Raw genomic sequence first — 17819 nt, forward strand, 5'->3', positions numbered from 1 at the left:
CACGATCCACTGAAGCCCTTCTCAAATTAGGATTTACGAAACTTGGGTTGAAGAAAATAATAATCCGAGCTCAGCCAACCAATATAAGAAGCTGTGCTGTACCAGAGCGCCTGGGCTTCAGGAAAACAAGCATCGCCAAGCAAGCCGAGCGACTCAATGGAGTCGATGTGGACCTTCAGGTATACGAACTCCTACACGCCCAATGGCAAAAAAATCATTCGTAGTAGAAAAACCCGTGTCATAAACCACGCCCAGCTGGCGAACCTAATAGGGCTGCAACATCACTGATGTTGGCCGTAAACAGAATGGTCCGTGAGCAGGTACGAAGAACTTGAAAGCAATGCCCGCTTGAGAGTGCTTTTATTTTAGAACCGCGTTTTAGCCATTTGGTCGATGGCATAAAGCGGCTTTTGGTTCCCGGCTTCAAATTGCCATTATGTTCTAAAGTGGCTCAAGAGTTACGCGGCCAGCAGCCACGGGGTTCGCCGCCAAGCAGCGCTGCTTGGTGGCGAACTTCAGGCTTTCTAGAATGCGTGTTCAAAGTTCATGCTTAAGGTCATTATGCCCTCAGAACTGAATCCAGCAAAGCAGTGCACAATCGTTGTGAGGTTCCAAGGAACCACAAAGCCACCACCATAAGAGGGGCGGTATTCCCCAAATCGAGGTTTAGCGAAAATATCACCAAAGGTGTCGTAGACGTTCCCTACATCAATAAAAGCAAAGGGCTGTAAGCCAAACCGCTGCCCCCAAACAACAACTTCGCCTACAAAGTATCGAACATCAAACTGCGCGAGCGTATAACCGCGGGCCAAGAATCTTTCTTCCAAATAGCCGCGGTTTGTCCGTGAGCCACCCATGGCCGTGGCTGTACCGTTGGTGAAATTCATTTTCCCCAGCTCGAAAAAAGGCACGTCCCCAGATGCATAAGTCATGGCCAAACGGCCAGCCAAGGTCAGCCTGTCCCAAAAAGTATGGAAGCCGCGCACGCTAAAAGTTTGCCGTACGAAATCATAGTTCGAACCTAAGAATTTCCCACTGATATCGAGATTATATTCGGCCAGATAGCCAGTCTTGGGGTTGGGCTCGAAATCGCGTTCATCGATTCGTAAGCCGAAATGTAAAACATTAACCCAACCACCGTCATACCCAATAAAATCATCTGACTGTGCGGCAAGCGTTAGGCGTGTTTCGGCGAAAGTTTCTTCTACATCGCCATAGGTACCCGTCTTGTCGTGCCAATCAGTGATGGCCACGTAACCAAACTCCAACCCTGCCTCAACTTCAATGAGATCAAAGAAAGGGCGGCTCACCTTGAGCAATCCGTAAAATTTTCTACGCTGATAATTATTGAACATACGTAGGCTCGTAGCAGCAGTGCTCACTTCGGAGCTGCCCGGCGTCACGTAGTCCAGGTACGAACCCCAGTCATTAAAGTATGTGCCACCGACTCCCAAGCCCCGGTCTGCATCTGCTGCCGTGTCACCGAAATAGTTCGCGTTCAAAACCGCAACATATTCAAGAACCGCCTTGAGCCTGTATTCGCTACCAATGAGGTAGGGCATATCGAGATCAACTCTATGATACGATTGACCACCGGTGGTCTGAAAGAACTGACCGTAGAGACGCATAAAGTAAGGCGACTCATCATAGTGAGGATCGTCGGGAAGACCGTTGTTGTAACCATACAACCGCAGACCATAACCCAGGCCCGCGTCCGTCGTGAAGTTAATCAAAGGAAGCCCCGTCGGGTACCAACCTTCCTTTTTCTTCTCCAGATCTTCTGGTGAAAGCTTGGCCCCACTGGCGCCAAATGAAAAAGTAAGCACAGTTAAGCAAGCCAATAAGCCGATAATTTTACTCATGAAATTATGTTTTGTGATTACGAAGACCCAGTCAAGTCGGCATTGTGAATAGTCGCGTTGCAATTGCATCCTTAAGAATTAGGTGGTAAGGCTCCGCCGTCCAAAGGTCCCTAAAATCAAGGAGATAAGAGTGCCGGCAAATCTGAAACTCTTCGCCATCATGCTTTTCGTGGCTCATCTAGCCACCACAGTTTCCGCACAAAAAGTGAGCGCTGCTGACACCGCAGATACAGCTAACAAAGCTGCTGCTGCACCCGCCGCTGAAGAAGCCGCCGTTGCACCCGCCGCTGAAGATGCCGCCGTTGCACCCGCCGCTGACGATGCTGCCGTTGCACCCGCCGCTGAAGATGCTGCTGCTGCACCTGCCGCTGACAAAGTCGTTGAAACACCTGCCATCGCTGCCACTGCCGCAGAAGCAAAAACGGCAGAAGGTTTTGGAGCTTCCGTAGACGCCTTTTTTGGCAAGCTGGTCGGCTGGATTGCAGCAGTCTTTTTTTGGGACTGTCTCTTTTGGGATAACAGCTCACCCACCAACATGTCTCTGCCTGTTGTTGTCGCGTGGCTCGTAGTCGGCGCACTCTTTTTCACCGTTCGAATGAGCTTTGTAAACTTTCGGATGTTTCGACACGCCATCGACGTCGTTCGGGGCAAGTTTGACAACCCTGAAGATGAAGGGGAAGTCACACACTTCCAAGCCTTAAGTGCTGCACTTAGCGCCACCGTCGGACTTGGTAATATAGCAGGTGTGGCTATTGCTGTTGCAGTAGGCGGACCCGGCGCCACATTTTGGATGATTGTCGCCGGCCTCTTGGGCATGGCCTCTAAGTTTACCGAATGTACATTAGGTCAGAAGTACCGTGAAGTTCGTCCCGACGGACAAATCATGGGCGGTGCGATGTATTACCTATCCAAGGGCTTGGCCGAAAAAGGTCAAACCGGCTTAGGCAAAGTGCTCGCTGTTATGTTTGCAGTTCTTTGTGTCGGCGCCTCTTTTGGCGGCGGTAACGCATTTCAAGTGAATCAAAGCCTTGGTGTTGTGGGTGAGACACTCCCAATACTCGGTGAGAATCGCTGGATGTACGGAATCATTATGACCATTGCGGTTGGTATCGTCATTATTGGCGGCATCAAAAGCATCGCGAAAACAGCGGAAAAAATCGTTCCACTCATGTGTACGATTTACGTTCTTGCCTGCCTCTATATCCTCGTAACCAATACAGGTCTCGTTCCTGCTGCCTTCGGTAAAATCTTCTCAAGTGCGCTCTCTTTTGATGCTGGACTTGGTGGGTTCATCGGTATCCTCGTCGTTGGGTTCAAGCGCGCTGCTTTCTCAAACGAAGCGGGTATCGGTTCAGCCGCTATTGCGCACTCAGCTGCCAAAACAGAATATCCAGTTCGTGAAGGCATCGTCGCTTTGCTTGAACCCTTCATTGATACGGTTGTGGTTTGCACCATGACGGCTCTGGTTATCGTGTTGACCGGTGCTTATGAAAACCCTGCCTACGCAGATATGATTCAGGGCAACAATGGAGCAGCTCTTACATCAGCGGCCATGGCAGAACACATCTCATGGTTTCCAAAGCTTCTAACCATTGCTGTGATACTATTTGCATACTCAACCATGATTTCATGGTCGTACTATGGTGAGCGTTGCTGGTGCTGGATGTTCGGCGATAAAGCATCACTCGGTTACAAGATTCTATTTCTTGTATTCACATTCCTTGGTTCTATCGTTACGGCAACCAACGTACTCGATCTCAGCGATTTAATGATTCTAGGAATGGCATTCCCGAACATTCTCGGCCTCTACTTCTTGGCCGGTGATGTGAAGAGTGATCTAGATGAGTACGAAGGTAAGTTGGCCAGCGGTGAAATCAAGCCGTACGAAGCTTAACCTTCCATAGAACGAGCATTATCGATGGCATCTTGAGCCCAAGGTGCCTCGATTCGCTCCAAGAGCTTAATGGCTGCTCGCCGAATAGCGGGCTCCGTGCTCCACACCACAGTCTCCAGATAATGAAGATTCTCCGGCTCAAAAGAGCCGCCCTCAAGAAATCGCTCGACGGTGGGTGAGACGAGAAGCACATGGTCCAAGCTCGGCCTGGAATCAGCCCCTTCTAAGTCGTAGGTGACCAGCGAACCACTTTCCTCAGAGAGTTCACACTTGCTCTTCGCACGGCGGGCGAGGTCTTTGCCCAGTAAGTTAAGCCTATCAAGGTATAGCTGATGCTTTTGTCGACCCTTACTCATGAAGATCCCTCTCGTGATGGTATGGTCAACGGTCTTAGCCGAAACCAGCACAAGAGGCTAGGGGCCACCCTCAAGGTCAATTTCAGAAGCCCGCCTGAGCCGGCTGAGCCAGTAGCAACAACATAGCGCAAACAAATATCAGTGCAGGTAACGCTCTATAATCTCGTGATGTCATCTTGATTTCTCTCCACGTAGCTCCATTGCCGCAATGGCTTTCGTAAAGGGTGCGCCAATTCTGACAAACACAAGATACAGTTAGCGAAAGAATATTGTGTCTCGAAAGACACAGCAGTCCTGTGTCTAAACAGACACAAATCAGCAAAACTCGTCAAAAAAACTATTATTTTACGGTGACATCGAGCTGGCACGGAGCATGCACTCTTCATCATGCACGGCACACGCACACGGGAGATAAATGATGATGGAGCGCACTTGGACCACCAAGCAGGTCATATCGCTTTTAATGGCACTGGCTACAGGACTACAGATCACCTACCAAATCATGGAGCAAACTACGCCCATGGACTCGATCGATCGGCTTCTGAACGCATGTGTTTCCCAAAGCGTGGCTCCAGAACCAACAAATGCACACCTCCAGGTTTTTCAGGAATCTCTTGAACCTGGATTTTTCACCTTAAACTTCAACTCGGCCCCAAATTTCCATGAGGATGTCATGGAGCTTTCCGATGAGTCGTTTCTAGCTCTGGTAAGCAACCTTTCGGATCCACCGCACCTTCGTCGCGGAGACACTAAGCCGATGCCCAGCTCACCTCGTAAGGGACTTTGAATCAGGTCACTCATGTTCAAACCCAGGATGGCCGATGATTATTCCTGGTCAAATAGGGCCTAGCTGCCAAAAAACCAAGCTCCAACCGCGGAGGTGAAACTTGCACCCAATACACCAAGTATCAGTAAACAACCGGCAGGAGATCCTGAACCGCCGCCACCGGTCGAGCGAGACTTAAATGCATTACCGAAAAGCGGCTTATTGCGCGAGTCGTCAAAATCCTTATCGTCCTCATAACCGCGCTCAACCGCGTCCTCGAAGTCTAAATCGAGATCTGAGTATTCATCATCATCTTCGTCATAATGCATGCCTCGTCCTTTTCATAAACCTAGTCGACTATAAAAGGTTTCATCGAAGAAACAAGCCCATGGGTCCTTGATAATTTTACACTTGCGCAACTGGTGAAATAAGACTAGAAATGTCATCAAAATTAACGCCCATCGGCCCGGGATTGACACACCAAACTCGGCCCATCAGGAGATACCTATGCGTAACATTATCGTACTTGGACTATTCGCTCTCGCTCTTACCGTTGTTGGCTGCGCCTCAACTGCAACCACCGAAGCACCAGCCGCTGCACCAGAAGCGACCGCTGAAGCTGCACCCGCTGCTGAAGCAGACAGCTGCTGCGCCAAGGCAAAAGCTGCGGGTACCGACTGCGCTGGCTGCAAGAAGCCCGCTAAAAAAGACTGCTGCGCACAAGCAAAAGCTGCGGGTACCGACTGTGCTGGCTGCAAGAAGCCCGCTAAAAAAGACTGCTGCGCACAAGCAAAAGCTGCGGGTACCGACTGTGCTGGCTGCAAGAAGCCTGCTGCAGAGAGCTGCTGTGCTAAAGCTAAAGCTGCTGGCACCGATTGCGCTGATTGCAAGAAGCCTGCTGCAGACGCAGCTGCTGCTCCCGCACCAGCTCAGTAATTAAGCACTAGGAAGTTAAGCGGTCTCATATCTTAGGATGTGAGGCCGCTTTTTTGTGCCTAAACTCAGATAGTGGGCCCTAAATGCTTGCACAGAGCACCCTGAGTATGTTGTGAGGCTCTCGAATTCAGGGCACCAAGCTCTTTCGGGGACGGAACTTCATAAAATGATAAAATGGCACACACCTCTCGCACTTCTTCTTACTCTCTTCATCATGGCATGCAGTGCCGGAGACGAGGAGCTTTGCGGCAATGGCGTATTGGACGAATCAGAACAATGTGACGGTAACCTTTTTCAAGACGGTCTGACTTGCGCAAGCCTTGGCTACTCCGGTGGCACATTAAGCTGCCAAGACTCCTGCCATTTCACCGTCGTGTCCTGCGGCTCAACGATGGCTCCAGGCAGTGCTTGTAACTGCAGCACCGACTGTGAAGGAAACGATGCCAACCCAGGAATTTGTGTCTCCGGGGTTTGCATGACAAGCGCTGGCGAAGCCTGTGCTGAAGCAGGCAGCACTCAGGGCTGCTCAGAAGGTTCAAGGTGCTGGGGGCTTGAAGGCGCGGATACAGGTATCTGCTGGCCAGACTGTGACAGTTACACATGTGCAGGCACCTGTGATGACGACGGGTCCTGTGTGCCCGATACAAACACAAGCTGCGATGGAACTTGTTCAGATTATTGCGGAGGCTCTGGCTCAGGAGGCTCTACAAGTGGTCCGTGCAGCCCGGAAAACCCAACCGGCGATTGCCCAACGGGTCAGGTATGCGTTGAGGGAGCCTGTGAGAATTTTGAGTGCGACGATACTATTCTCGAACCCAATGAAACCCTAAGCGGCGCGGCGAATCTGCCGACTTCCACAACCACTGGAATGCAAATATGCACAGGCGATAAAGATTGGTTTAAACTCACACCATCCACGCCCAATAAGCTCTACATGGTTGGTGTAGAATCAAGCCAAGGCTCTGGTAACCTCGTATTTAGCATGCACGACGCACAGGGCGACACGCACACCAATACAGAAATAATCTCTTCGTTCTATCACTCAGAAAATACGCCAGGACCTTTAAATGTAGAAATGCAAGGTATCGTCGGCGCCAATGGAGCAGCCTCACACTGGTTTCAGGTTGCCGGCTCTGCCGGTGCTCTAAACAACTACACACTCGTAAGCCGACAGGTTGATTGGCAAGATGGTCCAAGCTGCACCGCAGAATTCTCCGCATCGGACTGCGCCGCGATAAGCAGCGGGTACCACGACTCCTCTAAAATGCTTCAGTTCCCTGTGGGCCACGCTGCAGATACTTATATCGGATCTGGGGTCTATTTTGACAACGCTCTTTCCATGTCGAACTTTGGCGCCCCCGTGCAAACACCGTCGTCACGAAACTGGGCACGTCGAGAACTCATCATGGCCGTTAGATATGCGGTGAATGCCGTACAGAACGCGTTTCCGGGAACAGCACCTCTTGGCATGGGTGATATCAGTATGCCCGATGGAACCACGCCAGAAGGACACCCCAACGGCACGCACTACAGCGGCGCCAACATTGATATCGCGTATTACATCCGCCCTGAATTCCACGGCCTTCATGGCAACCTGGCTTACCGTCACGTTTGCTGTGAAGCCTCGCTCTCAGACTGGGGCTGCGTCGACACCAGCACATCGTCTTCAAACTACGGAACGTGCGTGACTGGCTCTGAGGATACCCATATTGCTGACATCCCTCGCAACGCGCTCTTTATGGCTAAGCTTGCCAGTACCGGTAGAATTCGCGTGATTGGCGTGGAAGCCAAGATAGACGCCTTATTGGATGCAGAGTTTGATAACCTTGTTGAACAAGGAATCATCACCACCACTGAGCGTTCCAAGGTCAAGAATGTCATTGTGACGGCCAACGACCACGGCAGCTGGATTTGGCACTTCAATCACATGCACGTGTCATTCCTAAGCGATACTTCAAAAGAGGGACCACGCGGCGTTCAAGGACCGGTACCGAACGTACCCGCCGATGAACAAATTCAGATGGTGCGTGAGTTTTACAATAACTTGATCAGCGCTCAACCTTACCGCTTGCCTTAAGCTTGTCCAGGGCAGACCGCTCAACTTGCCTTACGCGTTCGCGTGTCAAATTGAGAAGACCACCTATCTCGTCAAGCGTTTGCCCGTCTTCCTTTTCGGCCACATCCAGAGAGCAAGTCTCCTCAAGCTCCCATGGCTCCTTATCGGGGTAATTAAATACAATCGAGCCTTTTTCTGTCACGTCCAAATAGAGATGATGGGAGCATGATACGAACAGGCAAGGGCGTGCTTTCATGCGGCAATCTTCCCTTACAGAAGGTCTATCATACTCGATAACCTCCAAGCTGGGGTGACCCTCTCTATTGGCCTTGCTTTTCTCTCGCTCGAGCTGACGACGCGATACGGTTCTTGGTTTGACAGATTTTGTTTTATTGGGCCCAACTGATTGCCTCGAAGTCGCCCTGGAACTCTCCAGCTCAGTCTTCGACCCAGCATAAGTTGTAACTGTCTTGCACCCGATAGGTGCACCCGCTCTATGTTTTCCTCTTTTTAGTGCCGACATTTTCTTCCCCGTGATTTCATTAGTGCGTAACCAACCGCACGAACCACAATTCAAACATAACGTCTGAAGCGCATTTGTGGTCGAACCTCTAGTAAATCGAATGCGATGTAATCCTTCCAGCGCTAATTGATGAAGAAGTACCGGCTCCGACAACACAGAACTTAATATGAACTTACATAAGAGGTTCAATATTCCATCAAAGCGTACAAACTCATTATTTTATCAGCGTCTGAATACTTCAATGACGATAGAAGTCTTGTTCCTGACGGATAAGGCTATAGGCTTGAACTTCTAAGGAACGAATGCACCATGCGCGATGCCAGATTACTAAGAGGACTCTTAGCGGTTAAGATAGTCTATTCAGCGGGGCCCAATAGAGGAATGACAATACAAGATATTGTACGGCGCTTGTTTGAGAATCACGATATCATCGCCACAGAGCGAACGATTTTAAGAGACCTGAATACGGCTCAAGATGCTGGCTTCGTTACCAACGATAGACATCTCGGTAATCGGCCTATCAAATGGAAGAGAACGTCGGCGTTACTTGAGTAATGGGCGCTGTCTGAGCCGTAGACATCCTCTGGGTGATACTCATATCGTCGTCTGTTATTGAACTCGATTTCTCTAGAGAGAAAAGCGTTTCAGAATGCTTGAATCCAAGTGAGTGATAGATTCGCCGAGCATCATCGTGAGCCGGCGCAACAACTACAAGCTGGTCAACATCATCGAGCGTCAAGGCCAATGAACCAATCTCATACATCAGTGTGCTACACACCCCCCTTCGACGGTACGCAGGGTGAGTGACCACATGTTGAAAACGTCCCAATCCTTCACCAGTAAACATGCCGAGAGTTCCGACAAGGTGCTCCCCAACAAAAGCTCCAAACCATGCGCCAGCCTTTTTCATGGCCAAGGCACGGTAATGTTCTACTTTTCGTTCGAGGTATCTTCGGTATGCTTTCTCGTCATGAATTGGGTCACGGACGAGCATGAGTAAATCAAGGACAGAGCGCCACTGATCAACTCTGTTTATCTCGCTGATGCGGATTTCCTGGTTTCCATAAACCGGCGGGTAAATTTCGGAAGCTGTAAAAACCCGTGACTCATTCAAGTGAAAACCGAGCGCTAAAAATTCCTCGGAATCACCCGGGATTCCCTCTGGGCTATCCCACGTAAATGCCACGTGTCCTACGTTTGGCTGATCTGCAAACTCACGATGGAAGAAGTATTCCCAGCTGCGCGCATTACAAAGCTGAGCATCAAGCATGGCCGGGGGGTGTTTAAAGAGAAGAAAATTGCCCCAGCAATCATCTGGATTATGTGCCGATTTGACTAAGATATAATCTCTGCAGTCCTCGATAACGCTCTTGTGTGACGCAATCATCAGGTCACTTCTTAATCCCAAAGACTTTATCTCGTGCATCGAACTCATACTTAGCTCCTCAAAGAGGTTACGTAACACAATGCGTCAGGCTCTTGGATTAACGCATGTAGAACGCCGTTTGGCATTCCTCTTCAGACAAAATTTTCAATAACCGGGGAAGGCTATCTTCAAGGTATGGGAGGCAGATTTTTATAGATGTGACCCAGATCACAAGCTGGCATAAAATTGTTCATCTTCTCAAAAATTTTGTTCTTTTGATCCAAATAGGCATTTCCTGCCTCGGTGCGGCGTCCACCCCGAGTTCATTTTCCTAGTTTCCAGCCAGTCGGCCACACCTACGCAATCGGCCTGGCCATCGATTGATACATACCTTTACTCACATAGAAATCACGCCAGTTCCTGCCTAACATTGAAACAGCCATGTTTACCTGAAGAGGAGTACACAATGATTTGCAGCATCAGCAGCTTGAAGCCGGAGCAATTGACTCGAATTCAAAACCTCGAAAAAGAGGTAGGGCAGACGCTCTTGGCGATATCTTTTAATGAGGTAAAGATGTCGAATCCCGAGCAGGAGGCGCTTAAAAAAATCCAAGCAGTCGAAGCTGAACTTGGAGTCGTTCTCTTAGCGGTTAAAGGCTAGGGGACTCGGCTCACTCTGGAGCCTCAAGATGCCGTTCGCGCATCAGCAAGAAAAGCGGCCACGCCACCGCGTAAGCCACGAAAAGAGCAACGGGAATACAAACCAAGCCCATCTTCATTTTGATGCGCGAGCATTCGGCCACACAAAAAACAATAAACCCTGCTAACCCAATGGCAACATCAACCGAAATAAAACTGGCTGCTGGGTTGGCATAACCATCGGCCATAAATCTTGCCCAATCGAAAGCAATCAAATTCGCTATCGTAAATTCACCGCTGGTCTGCTCAACAAACTGAATTAGATAATATTGAGTGCCCACAAATCCCACGAGGATCAAGGCTGCGTATATCAACTGGCGGATGCGAGATGCTTGGCTCACGAAAAACCTACTTTTTATTGAATGCAGCCTGGCCTTTATCAATGACTTTTAAGAGCTGCTTCGCCGATGGAGAGGCTTGAGACTCAAATTGCTTACGAACCTCTTTGCCCTTTTTCTGAAACACCTTTCTCTCCGCTTTTGTTAGGGCGTAGACTTTGATTCCGTAGCTCTTGAAGTTTTCGATGAGCTGGCCTTCAAGCTGGCGCACACCTGCACGACCTTCCTCGGCATCTTTCTGAGCATGAGCCAAGCAGGCCTTCTGCAAATCGGGAGTGAGTGTATCGAAGAACTTCTTACTGTAGATAATCGTCGCCGGCTGATAAACGTGCTGCGTGAGCGTATAGTGCGTGATGTGTGGCTGCCAGTTGGCGGCAAAAGTGTAAAGGGGTGTCTGCCCGAAGGCTGTCACTTTCTTCGTCCTCAAAGCATCAACCACATCCGGAATATCTAAGGGCACTGGCGTGGCACCAATGACTTTCCAGGTAAGGGGGTGAATGACCGATGGCTGAACCCGAATCGGGATTCCTGCAAAATCAGCAGGACTCTTTGTGAACTTGCCGCTGTTTCCAACGCTCTGCCATCCGTTTTCTGCCCATTGATAAAATACCAAGTCACCCTTGGCCATGATCTCGCGTACCAGCGGTGTAGCGTGATTATCCAGAACGTAATCCACTTGCTCGGTAGAGTCCCAGAGAAAGGGAAGGTCGAAAACTTCGAACTCGGGGATATGAAAGTTCATGGCTGAAAGCGTGCCGCCGTACATGTGTAGGTCAGACTTAATAACCTTTTTGAGACATTCCTGTTCGCCACCCTTGGCTCCGCCCCAATAAACTTTCATTTTGATAACACCACCCGAGTCTTTTCGAATGTGTTTCTTAATGCCCTTGGTTTGCTGCTCCCATGGTGTGCCTGGTGGTGCGACCGTACATACCTTTAGCTTGATTTTATCAGCAGCGCTCGCGAAAGAAGCAAACGCCATAACCAAGGAAACAAGGCTAAGAAAGACGAGAGGTGAAGAGGTTCGAATTCGATTCATCGGGACAATTTCCTCTGAGAGATAAATGCTCACTTACCGTACGAATGAAACCAGCCCCAAACTGGCTTAGGCATCTTTATAAAATCAAAATTCCAGGGATAGTACCAGTACCGTCTATCAACAATCCTACCGACATTATCTTACCTTCACCTATGATTTGACGTGCAGACACCTGAAGCTGTGGCACAATTGGAAGTAGAATGAGCCAACCCACACCAAAGCCAGCTACTTTCACGCGTCCAGTCATCCTCCGGCGCAAGGTGACGAAGACCGGGGTTCGAACGCCGCGCCTTCGACGAGGATACCGCGATTTATCGGTTCTCAAGGAAGCAGAATGGCTTGAGCTACGCGAAGCGCTTGAGGCCGGAAAACCAAAAGGCCATTTTGTGGACGTGATGGCCTGTCAGCCGGAAGACACATTGCCGCAGCACCATGGGAAAATCTTACCCGCCGGCTACAAAAGGCTCAAGACTCCCTGACCCAGTCGATGCCAGGCTCAGAAGTTCATTGGGAACCCCCATTTGCGTCAAGGGGCCAGCCATATCCACTGGCATAGGAGCTTGAATCTCCACGAGCACATCGCTAACCGGATGATTAAAAGAGATGCATGCCGCATGCAGAGCCAAGCGGTTCAAACTAAAGCGCTCACGAAAAAGCCGATTCTGGTCGCCTTTGCCGTAGTTAACGTCACCAATCAACGGGTGAGTAATGTGCTTTAGGTGCCTGCGTATTTGATGTAATCGCCCGGTTTGCGGCCACGCTTCGACCAGTGAATACCTTTCGAAGGTAAAGATTCTCCTGTAGCGGGTGACCGCATCAACCCTCGGACCTTTCGGCTTCTTTGGGACAGGGTTATCAATCAACCCGTCATCCGGAGTGATCCCGCGGACCAACGCCAAGTATCCCTTTCGAACAGTTCCAGCTTCGAAGCTTTGCGACAGAACACGAGCTGCATCTTTATGGAGGGCGAAAATCAATGCACCGCTTGTAGGTCGATCCAGCCGATGAACGGGGAATACATGGCAACCGACCAAATCACGAACCAGGGTCATGGCGACCACTTTGTCGTTGTCCCAGCCTCGATGAACCAGCAAGCCCGAGGGCTTATTCACCACAACAATATCCTCGTCGCGGTGAAGAACCTCAATATCAAAAGCCTGTTCCTCGTGCTCTTCAGTCATCTAAGCGGGGCTAAATCACGACTATGGCCATTTGTCACCCTCAGTCGCAGTGGATAATCGACGCTGGGCTTTTGCCGCTTTTAAGAACCTGTACGGCACATGTTGGATTCGAAATATCGTTACAATGTATCAGGGATGCTGGGCTATGGTCGGTACGAAGCAGGGCAACCTGGTGCTCCGGTCACGGTTCCCGAGATAAGATTGCTACCAGTCATTTTACCTTTGAGCCCGACCATTTGATAACCCGCCGGCTTCGCCAGCCACTTCGTGGGCTTAAATACCAGCGCTCCCGAAAACGGGTCCATCCCAGCTTTCATTTGAAAGCTACCTCTTGGCGCACCGGGATTCGTTGGGTGACCTGAAAACTGAAATGCCTCATCAAATCAACCTCAACCTTAAATGTATATATTACGACGTTCTCGACTCATAACGCCTGTCGGGACTTGGAAGACAGCAACAAATCCATAAGCTAATCCTCTTCGGTCTAAATTACAGAATTGTCTGTCTCACCCAAGCATAAGCACCGTGCTCATTAACTCGATGCAGAACCCCTTAACATTAGTCTACTCCTCTGAATTTATTACATTTTCATGTTTAAGGTTGTTCCTAACTCGGGCTACCGTTAGAGTTCATTATAATCTCTAGCCAGTATGGGGAGTTGTAAGTGGCTGATGATTTTGAACAAACCCAAATGATGGAGGCAATCTCCGATCAGGTTGAAGAAGCCAGCTCAACAGCGCCTTGTCTTGTAGCATTTGCCGGGAAACTGCTCGGTCAAACTTTTCCTATTGAAAAAGATGAAATCATTCTTGGGCGCGTCCCAGAAAATGACGTGGTAGTTCCCGACAGGGGTGTTTCGCGTAAACACTGCCGTCTCGTCCGAAGAAAAGAGCGCATATTCATTCAGGACCTGAAGTCCACCAATGGAACACTCATCAACGAGTTACCCATTGCCAAAAGTGAATTACGAGATGGAGATTTCGTAAAAATTGGTTCAGCTGTTTTTCAGTTTACTTTTCGAAACGCGACCGAAGCTTGCTTTCATGAAGAGCTCTACAAGCTCACCACCATCGATTCGCTCACCGGTGCTTTTAATCGCCGACACTTCGACAGTTGCTTGAGCGCCGAAATCGGCCGTGCTGAACGGTACGGACGCTGTCTTACCGTTGGACTGGTCCGTATTCACCAACTCCAAAATATCACAACCGAACACGGCTCCGAAGGCCAACAGCACATCCTTCGAGGCTGCGCCTCTGTCATGAAAAGTTATTTGCGACAAAACGATGTGGTGGCGAGGTTTACGGACGAAGTCTTTGCAGTGATTATTCCCGAGGTTACGGAAGACAACGCTCAGCTAGCTTTTCAAAAACTTCTAAAGGCCGTTAAAGAGCAACCGTTTGAACATGATGGAAAAGCGCTAACTGTGAGTCTGTGCCTCGGAACAGCTACAGCCAGCCCTACACAAAACAAACGCGTGCATTCTGAAGATCTCATTGCCGCCTGTACCATCGCAATCGAAAAAGCCTTCGCTCAGGGGCCACACACCTTGGTTCATGAGGAATTAGGAGAGGCATAACGCCACCGCAAATATGAGCGAAGATTCCGAAGAACGCATCCAGAGCTTTAGTGCTGGCGAGGTTATCCTAAAAGAGGGCGACCCTGGAACCACTGCGTATATTATCCACCAAGGAAGCGTGACGGTTACCAAAAAGTTTCTCGGTAAGGACCAGGCTTTAGGAACACTCCAAAAAGGCGACTTCTTCGGAGAGATAAGCCTCATCACCGAGGCCCCCCGAACTGCAACCGTTCGAGCTCTCGAAGATGTACAGTTGATGGAGATGGATTGGCCCACGTTTCAAAGACGGGTCAGACGCCACGGCTTCCTTGCTGTTAAAGTTATTAAGAGTCTTGTTGAGAGACTTGCAGCATCGCTCAACACAAAAGCGACGGTCTCCCAAGAGCTACAGAGTGCAAATGCACAACTGGCTGAAGCAGGGCAGCAAAGACTCAAATTTATTAAGACAGTCGCTTGGGAGCTACAAATACCGCTCTCGTCTATCATTGGCCCCCTTAAAGAGGAGCATATCTCCAACCCCGAATCCAAGAATCTCGATACAGCACTCAAAAATGCTTACCGACTTTTACGAATCATCACTCAAACTCGGGACCTACAGCTCCTAGCATCTGAAGAAAAAGTTCTTTCTATAGGCCCGGTGAATCTCACCGAGTTCTTGAGTGACTGTGGGGACTACTTCAAAGATGTCTGCGCTGATCGCCAAGTGAATCTCGCACTCACATTCAATGGAGATCCCTGGGACGAAACGGCACTCGAAGATATCTACATCGAAGCAGATATAGAGAGCCTTGAAAAAATCGTTTTTAACTATCTTTCAAATGCTCTGAAGTTCACCCGCATGGATGTGAATATCGAGCTTGGACTTTTGGAGTGGAATGGAGCAGTTCGATGCTTTGTCCGCGACAATGGGCCAGGCATCGCTCCTGAGCATCTTCCCACCATTTTCAACCGTTTCAGTGCAAGCTACGAAGGCGGGGATGGTGAAAACGAAGGCGTTGGCATCGGATTGGTTCTGGTCCAAAAACTCGCGAAAAGCATGGGCGGAACCGTTGGCGTTGACACGTTGCTGGGTGAAGGCGCGACCTTCTATTACGAATGCCAACAAACAACGACGCCACAAACAGACTCCGGTTCCATCTTCGAAGCCAAACAGTGGATGCTCGCGGATATACTGGCTGAAGAAGATGACCTCGATGAATTCGACGACTTCGATTTCGATATGGATGATGAAAGCGACGGACAGTATGAAGGCTTTGATGTACTGGTTATCGATGGCGTTGAGGCCATGCGAGCCTTAATTGGGCGAACACTTGAACGATTAGGCTGTACCATTCACTCCGCAGGAGATGGTCGTGAAGGGTTACTTAAAGCCCAAGAAATCAAACCCGACCTCATCATTACCGATTGGGATCTCAAGCATACCGCTGGACCCGACCTCATCAAAGAAATTCGAGCCACTTCCAACCTAAGCCACACCCGTTTCATTATGCTTACGACGAAGACGGATGAAGCCAGCCGTCAGATAGGCAAAGAAATCGGAGTTGATTCCTACCTTGGTAAACCTTTCAATGACCAAGAAGTTACAGGTTCCGTAAAAACTCTCTTAGAAGAGAGACGTAAAGAAAACGCGGATGAGCAAGTTAAGCAAGACTATGCGCGCAAGTTGCTTCAGCGCTTTTTACCACCGCCGCTCATTGAAGAAGTGCTCAGCTCAGGCGGCGAAATCGATACTGAACCGAAGAGTATCTCGGCCACTATTTTGTTTTCAGATCTTGTCGGATTCACCGCGCTTACATCCAAGCTGCGCTCCGTCAAAATGGCGCGTATTCTCAATGAGTATCTACACTGTATGAACAACGTGATTTTTGAACACGGCGGAACTGTAGATAAATTCATTGGTGATGCCATCATGGTTATTTTCGGTGCCCCCAATACCATGGACCCAGAAATCCAGGCTCAAAAGGCCACAGACTGTGCCATGCGAATGCAAGAGGCTATGGTCGACCTCAATGAAGCCTGGAGCAAAGATGAAATCCCAGAACTTCAAATGCGTATCGGGATACACCACGGACCCGTTGTGGTTGGGCACTTTGGCAGCGAAATGCGTTCCGACTACACCGCCATCGGTCCCACGGTTAACTTGGCTTCTCGAATAGAAGGACATTGTGATCCTGGCGAAGTCTATGTGTCTGGTGAAGTCTGTGATTACCTTCCCGAAGACAAAGCTTCAGAAGCAGGCTCTTTTGAGCTCAAAGGTGTATCCGGGGAGCGGACGCTCTACAAGCTCAACCGCTAGCCGTTCAAGCTCTTGCCACAAGAGCAGGTTGCCTTCATATTCAATCACCAAACTTTGAAACAAACCAAGGAACCCACGATGTCACCTACTCGAACGTTTGCCCTCTGGATTCTCGTTAGCGTCTCTAGCGCCACAGCCTTTGCCGCAGACACCAAAACAACGCCGAGCTACCAGGCGGCCGAGAAGCTTCTGAATATGATGAGTATGGATAAGCTCACGCAACAGTCGACGACCAATATGGTCGACGCCATGCTCGGTAGACTGCCTCCAAAAGCTCAAAACCGTGAGGCACTTCAAGCGTTTTTCAAAAAATATGTGGGTTGGGCTGCACTGAAGGATGACTTCATTCAAATCTATGTTGAAGCATTTTCGGAAAAAGAGCTCCAAGACCTGATAGCCTTTTACAAAACACCAACGGGACAAAAAGCCATCACCGTGGTTCCATCGCTGATGCAAAAAGGCGCTCAAATAGGGCAGTCTCGGGTCCAAAAGCATTTGCCCGAACTTCTCAAAACCTTGGGCCTCAAGAAGTAGTCAGTTTGACTACACAGCCCCTTCTCGGGAATAAATTTGCCTCAGCACACGTCTATCTCCTTAGAACCTGTCGATTGCCTCGATCTTAGGTCGAGAGACATGACAACATAGGCTATAGTTTTGAACTGGAGGACCCCATGAAACCATCCCATCTCTTATTCGTAGCAGTCATTTTCGCGATGCCACTTCTATCCGGTTGCGGCAAAGAACAAGCCCATCAAGCCTGCGTGAACAATGAAATACAGACAGAGAATCGTATGTGGTTTTGGAACCATCAATGGGATGCACTCGGTGAGAATAGAATCTGTGCGCTTTGCTATATGGATCGCGATGCGTCTGAAGACCGATGCTTTTACGTGAGACACACTTCTTTTCAAGCCAACCGCACGAAAGATAC

20 protein-coding genes are annotated in these 17819 nt (G+C 49.5%); 11 read left to right on the forward strand and 9 right to left on the reverse strand.

Going from position 1 to position 17819, the window contains the following annotated elements:
* Positions 1 to 524 precede the first annotated feature (524 nt).
* Positions 525 to 1862: a BamA/TamA family outer membrane protein gene (locus HOK28_07935; protein MBT6433003.1), complete on the reverse strand. Its 1338-nt coding sequence runs from the start codon at positions 1860 to 1862 to the stop codon at positions 525 to 527.
* A gap of 160 nt (positions 1863 to 2022) precedes the next feature.
* On the opposite strand from HOK28_07935, the gene HOK28_07940 reads away from it, so the two are divergent.
* The gene (locus tag HOK28_07940; protein ID MBT6433004.1) at positions 2023 to 3756 is read left to right on the forward strand and encodes an alanine:cation symporter family protein; all 1734 of its coding nucleotides are present in this window, start codon (positions 2023 to 2025) and stop codon (positions 3754 to 3756) included.
* On the opposite strand, the gene HOK28_07945 is transcribed toward HOK28_07940, so the two are convergent.
* Positions 3753 to 4112: a hypothetical protein gene (locus HOK28_07945; protein MBT6433005.1), complete on the reverse strand. Its 360-nt coding sequence runs from the start codon at positions 4110 to 4112 to the stop codon at positions 3753 to 3755. The genes HOK28_07940 and HOK28_07945 overlap by 4 nt on opposite strands.
* A 418-nt stretch (positions 4113 to 4530) precedes the next feature.
* On the opposite strand from HOK28_07945, the gene HOK28_07950 reads away from it, so the two are divergent.
* Complete coding sequence (locus tag HOK28_07950; GenBank protein ID MBT6433006.1) at positions 4531 to 4899, forward strand: hypothetical protein; 369 nt, start codon at positions 4531 to 4533, stop codon at positions 4897 to 4899.
* Positions 4900 to 4958: 59 nt separating this feature from the next.
* On the opposite strand, the gene HOK28_07955 is transcribed toward HOK28_07950, so the two are convergent.
* The gene (locus HOK28_07955) at positions 4959 to 5207 is read right to left on the reverse strand and encodes a hypothetical protein (protein MBT6433007.1); all 249 of its coding nucleotides are present in this window, start codon (positions 5205 to 5207) and stop codon (positions 4959 to 4961) included.
* Positions 5208 to 5385: 178 nt separating this feature from the next.
* Between HOK28_07955 and HOK28_07960 the strand changes: the two genes are divergently transcribed.
* Both HOK28_07960 and HOK28_07965 read left to right on the forward strand, forming a co-directional pair.
* A complete protein-coding gene (locus tag HOK28_07960; GenBank protein MBT6433008.1) occupies positions 5386 to 5814 on the forward strand; it encodes a hypothetical protein in 429 nt (142 codons plus the stop codon).
* Between the two features lie 166 nt (positions 5815 to 5980).
* On the forward strand, positions 5981 to 7891 hold the full coding sequence (locus HOK28_07965; GenBank protein ID MBT6433009.1) for a hypothetical protein: 1911 nt from the start codon (positions 5981 to 5983) through the stop codon (positions 7889 to 7891).
* On the opposite strand, the gene HOK28_07970 is transcribed toward HOK28_07965, so the two are convergent.
* A complete protein-coding gene (locus tag HOK28_07970) occupies positions 7863 to 8393 on the reverse strand; it encodes a DNA-binding protein (GenBank protein MBT6433010.1) in 531 nt (176 codons plus the stop codon). The genes HOK28_07965 and HOK28_07970 overlap by 29 nt on opposite strands.
* 309 nt (positions 8394 to 8702) lie before the next feature.
* Between HOK28_07970 and HOK28_07975 the strand changes: the two genes are divergently transcribed.
* Positions 8703 to 8948, forward strand: a complete 246-nt coding sequence (locus HOK28_07975; GenBank protein ID MBT6433011.1) for a hypothetical protein — start codon at positions 8703 to 8705, stop codon at positions 8946 to 8948.
* On the opposite strand, the gene HOK28_07980 is transcribed toward HOK28_07975, so the two are convergent.
* Positions 8914 to 9828, reverse strand: a complete 915-nt coding sequence (locus HOK28_07980) for a GNAT family N-acetyltransferase (GenBank protein ID MBT6433012.1) — start codon at positions 9826 to 9828, stop codon at positions 8914 to 8916. The genes HOK28_07975 and HOK28_07980 overlap by 35 nt on opposite strands.
* A 397-nt stretch (positions 9829 to 10225) precedes the next feature.
* Between HOK28_07980 and HOK28_07985 the strand changes: the two genes are divergently transcribed.
* Positions 10226 to 10420 carry a hypothetical protein gene (locus HOK28_07985; protein MBT6433013.1) on the forward strand — a complete coding sequence of 65 codons (195 nt, stop codon included), beginning with the start codon at positions 10226 to 10228 and terminating at the stop codon, positions 10418 to 10420.
* Between the two features lie 10 nt (positions 10421 to 10430).
* On the opposite strand, the gene HOK28_07990 is transcribed toward HOK28_07985, so the two are convergent.
* Both HOK28_07990 and dctP read right to left on the reverse strand, forming a co-directional pair.
* Positions 10431 to 10799, reverse strand: a complete 369-nt coding sequence (locus HOK28_07990; GenBank protein ID MBT6433014.1) for a DUF2834 domain-containing protein — start codon at positions 10797 to 10799, stop codon at positions 10431 to 10433.
* Between the two features lie 7 nt (positions 10800 to 10806).
* Positions 10807 to 11835 (reverse strand): TRAP transporter substrate-binding protein DctP, encoded by a 1029-nt coding sequence (gene dctP, locus HOK28_07995; GenBank protein ID MBT6433015.1) that lies wholly within the window; start codon positions 11833 to 11835, stop codon positions 10807 to 10809.
* Between the two features lie 200 nt (positions 11836 to 12035).
* Between dctP and HOK28_08000 the strand changes: the two genes are divergently transcribed.
* Positions 12036 to 12314: a hypothetical protein gene (locus tag HOK28_08000; protein ID MBT6433016.1), complete on the forward strand. Its 279-nt coding sequence runs from the start codon at positions 12036 to 12038 to the stop codon at positions 12312 to 12314.
* Here the strand turns inward: HOK28_08000 and HOK28_08005 are convergent.
* Positions 12279 to 13016 carry a pseudouridylate synthase gene (locus HOK28_08005; GenBank protein MBT6433017.1) on the reverse strand — a complete coding sequence of 246 codons (738 nt, stop codon included), beginning with the start codon at positions 13014 to 13016 and terminating at the stop codon, positions 12279 to 12281. The genes HOK28_08000 and HOK28_08005 overlap by 36 nt on opposite strands.
* A 143-nt stretch (positions 13017 to 13159) precedes the next feature.
* Positions 13160 to 13333 carry a hypothetical protein gene (locus HOK28_08010; GenBank protein ID MBT6433018.1) on the reverse strand — a complete coding sequence of 58 codons (174 nt, stop codon included), beginning with the start codon at positions 13331 to 13333 and terminating at the stop codon, positions 13160 to 13162.
* 347 nt (positions 13334 to 13680) lie between these two features.
* Here HOK28_08010 and HOK28_08015 point away from each other — a divergent pair, with 347 nt between their 5' ends.
* The 4 genes from HOK28_08015 to HOK28_08030 all read left to right on the forward strand — a co-directional run.
* Entirely contained in the window at positions 13681 to 14592 is a 912-nt protein-coding gene (locus HOK28_08015; protein MBT6433019.1) for a GGDEF domain-containing protein, read from the forward strand.
* A 13-nt stretch (positions 14593 to 14605) separates the two neighbouring features.
* Complete coding sequence (locus tag HOK28_08020; GenBank protein MBT6433020.1) at positions 14606 to 16888, forward strand: cyclic nucleotide-binding domain-containing protein; 2283 nt, start codon at positions 14606 to 14608, stop codon at positions 16886 to 16888.
* Positions 16889 to 16966: 78 nt separating this feature from the next.
* Positions 16967 to 17422: a DUF2059 domain-containing protein gene (locus tag HOK28_08025; protein MBT6433021.1), complete on the forward strand. Its 456-nt coding sequence runs from the start codon at positions 16967 to 16969 to the stop codon at positions 17420 to 17422.
* Between the two features lie 137 nt (positions 17423 to 17559).
* Positions 17560 to 17819: hypothetical protein (locus HOK28_08030; protein MBT6433022.1), on the forward strand; the 260-nt coding region annotated here is incomplete at its 3' end.

This window comes from Deltaproteobacteria bacterium (assembly GCA_018668695.1).
Taxonomy (GTDB): domain Bacteria; phylum Myxococcota; class XYA12-FULL-58-9; order XYA12-FULL-58-9; family JABJBS01; genus JABJBS01.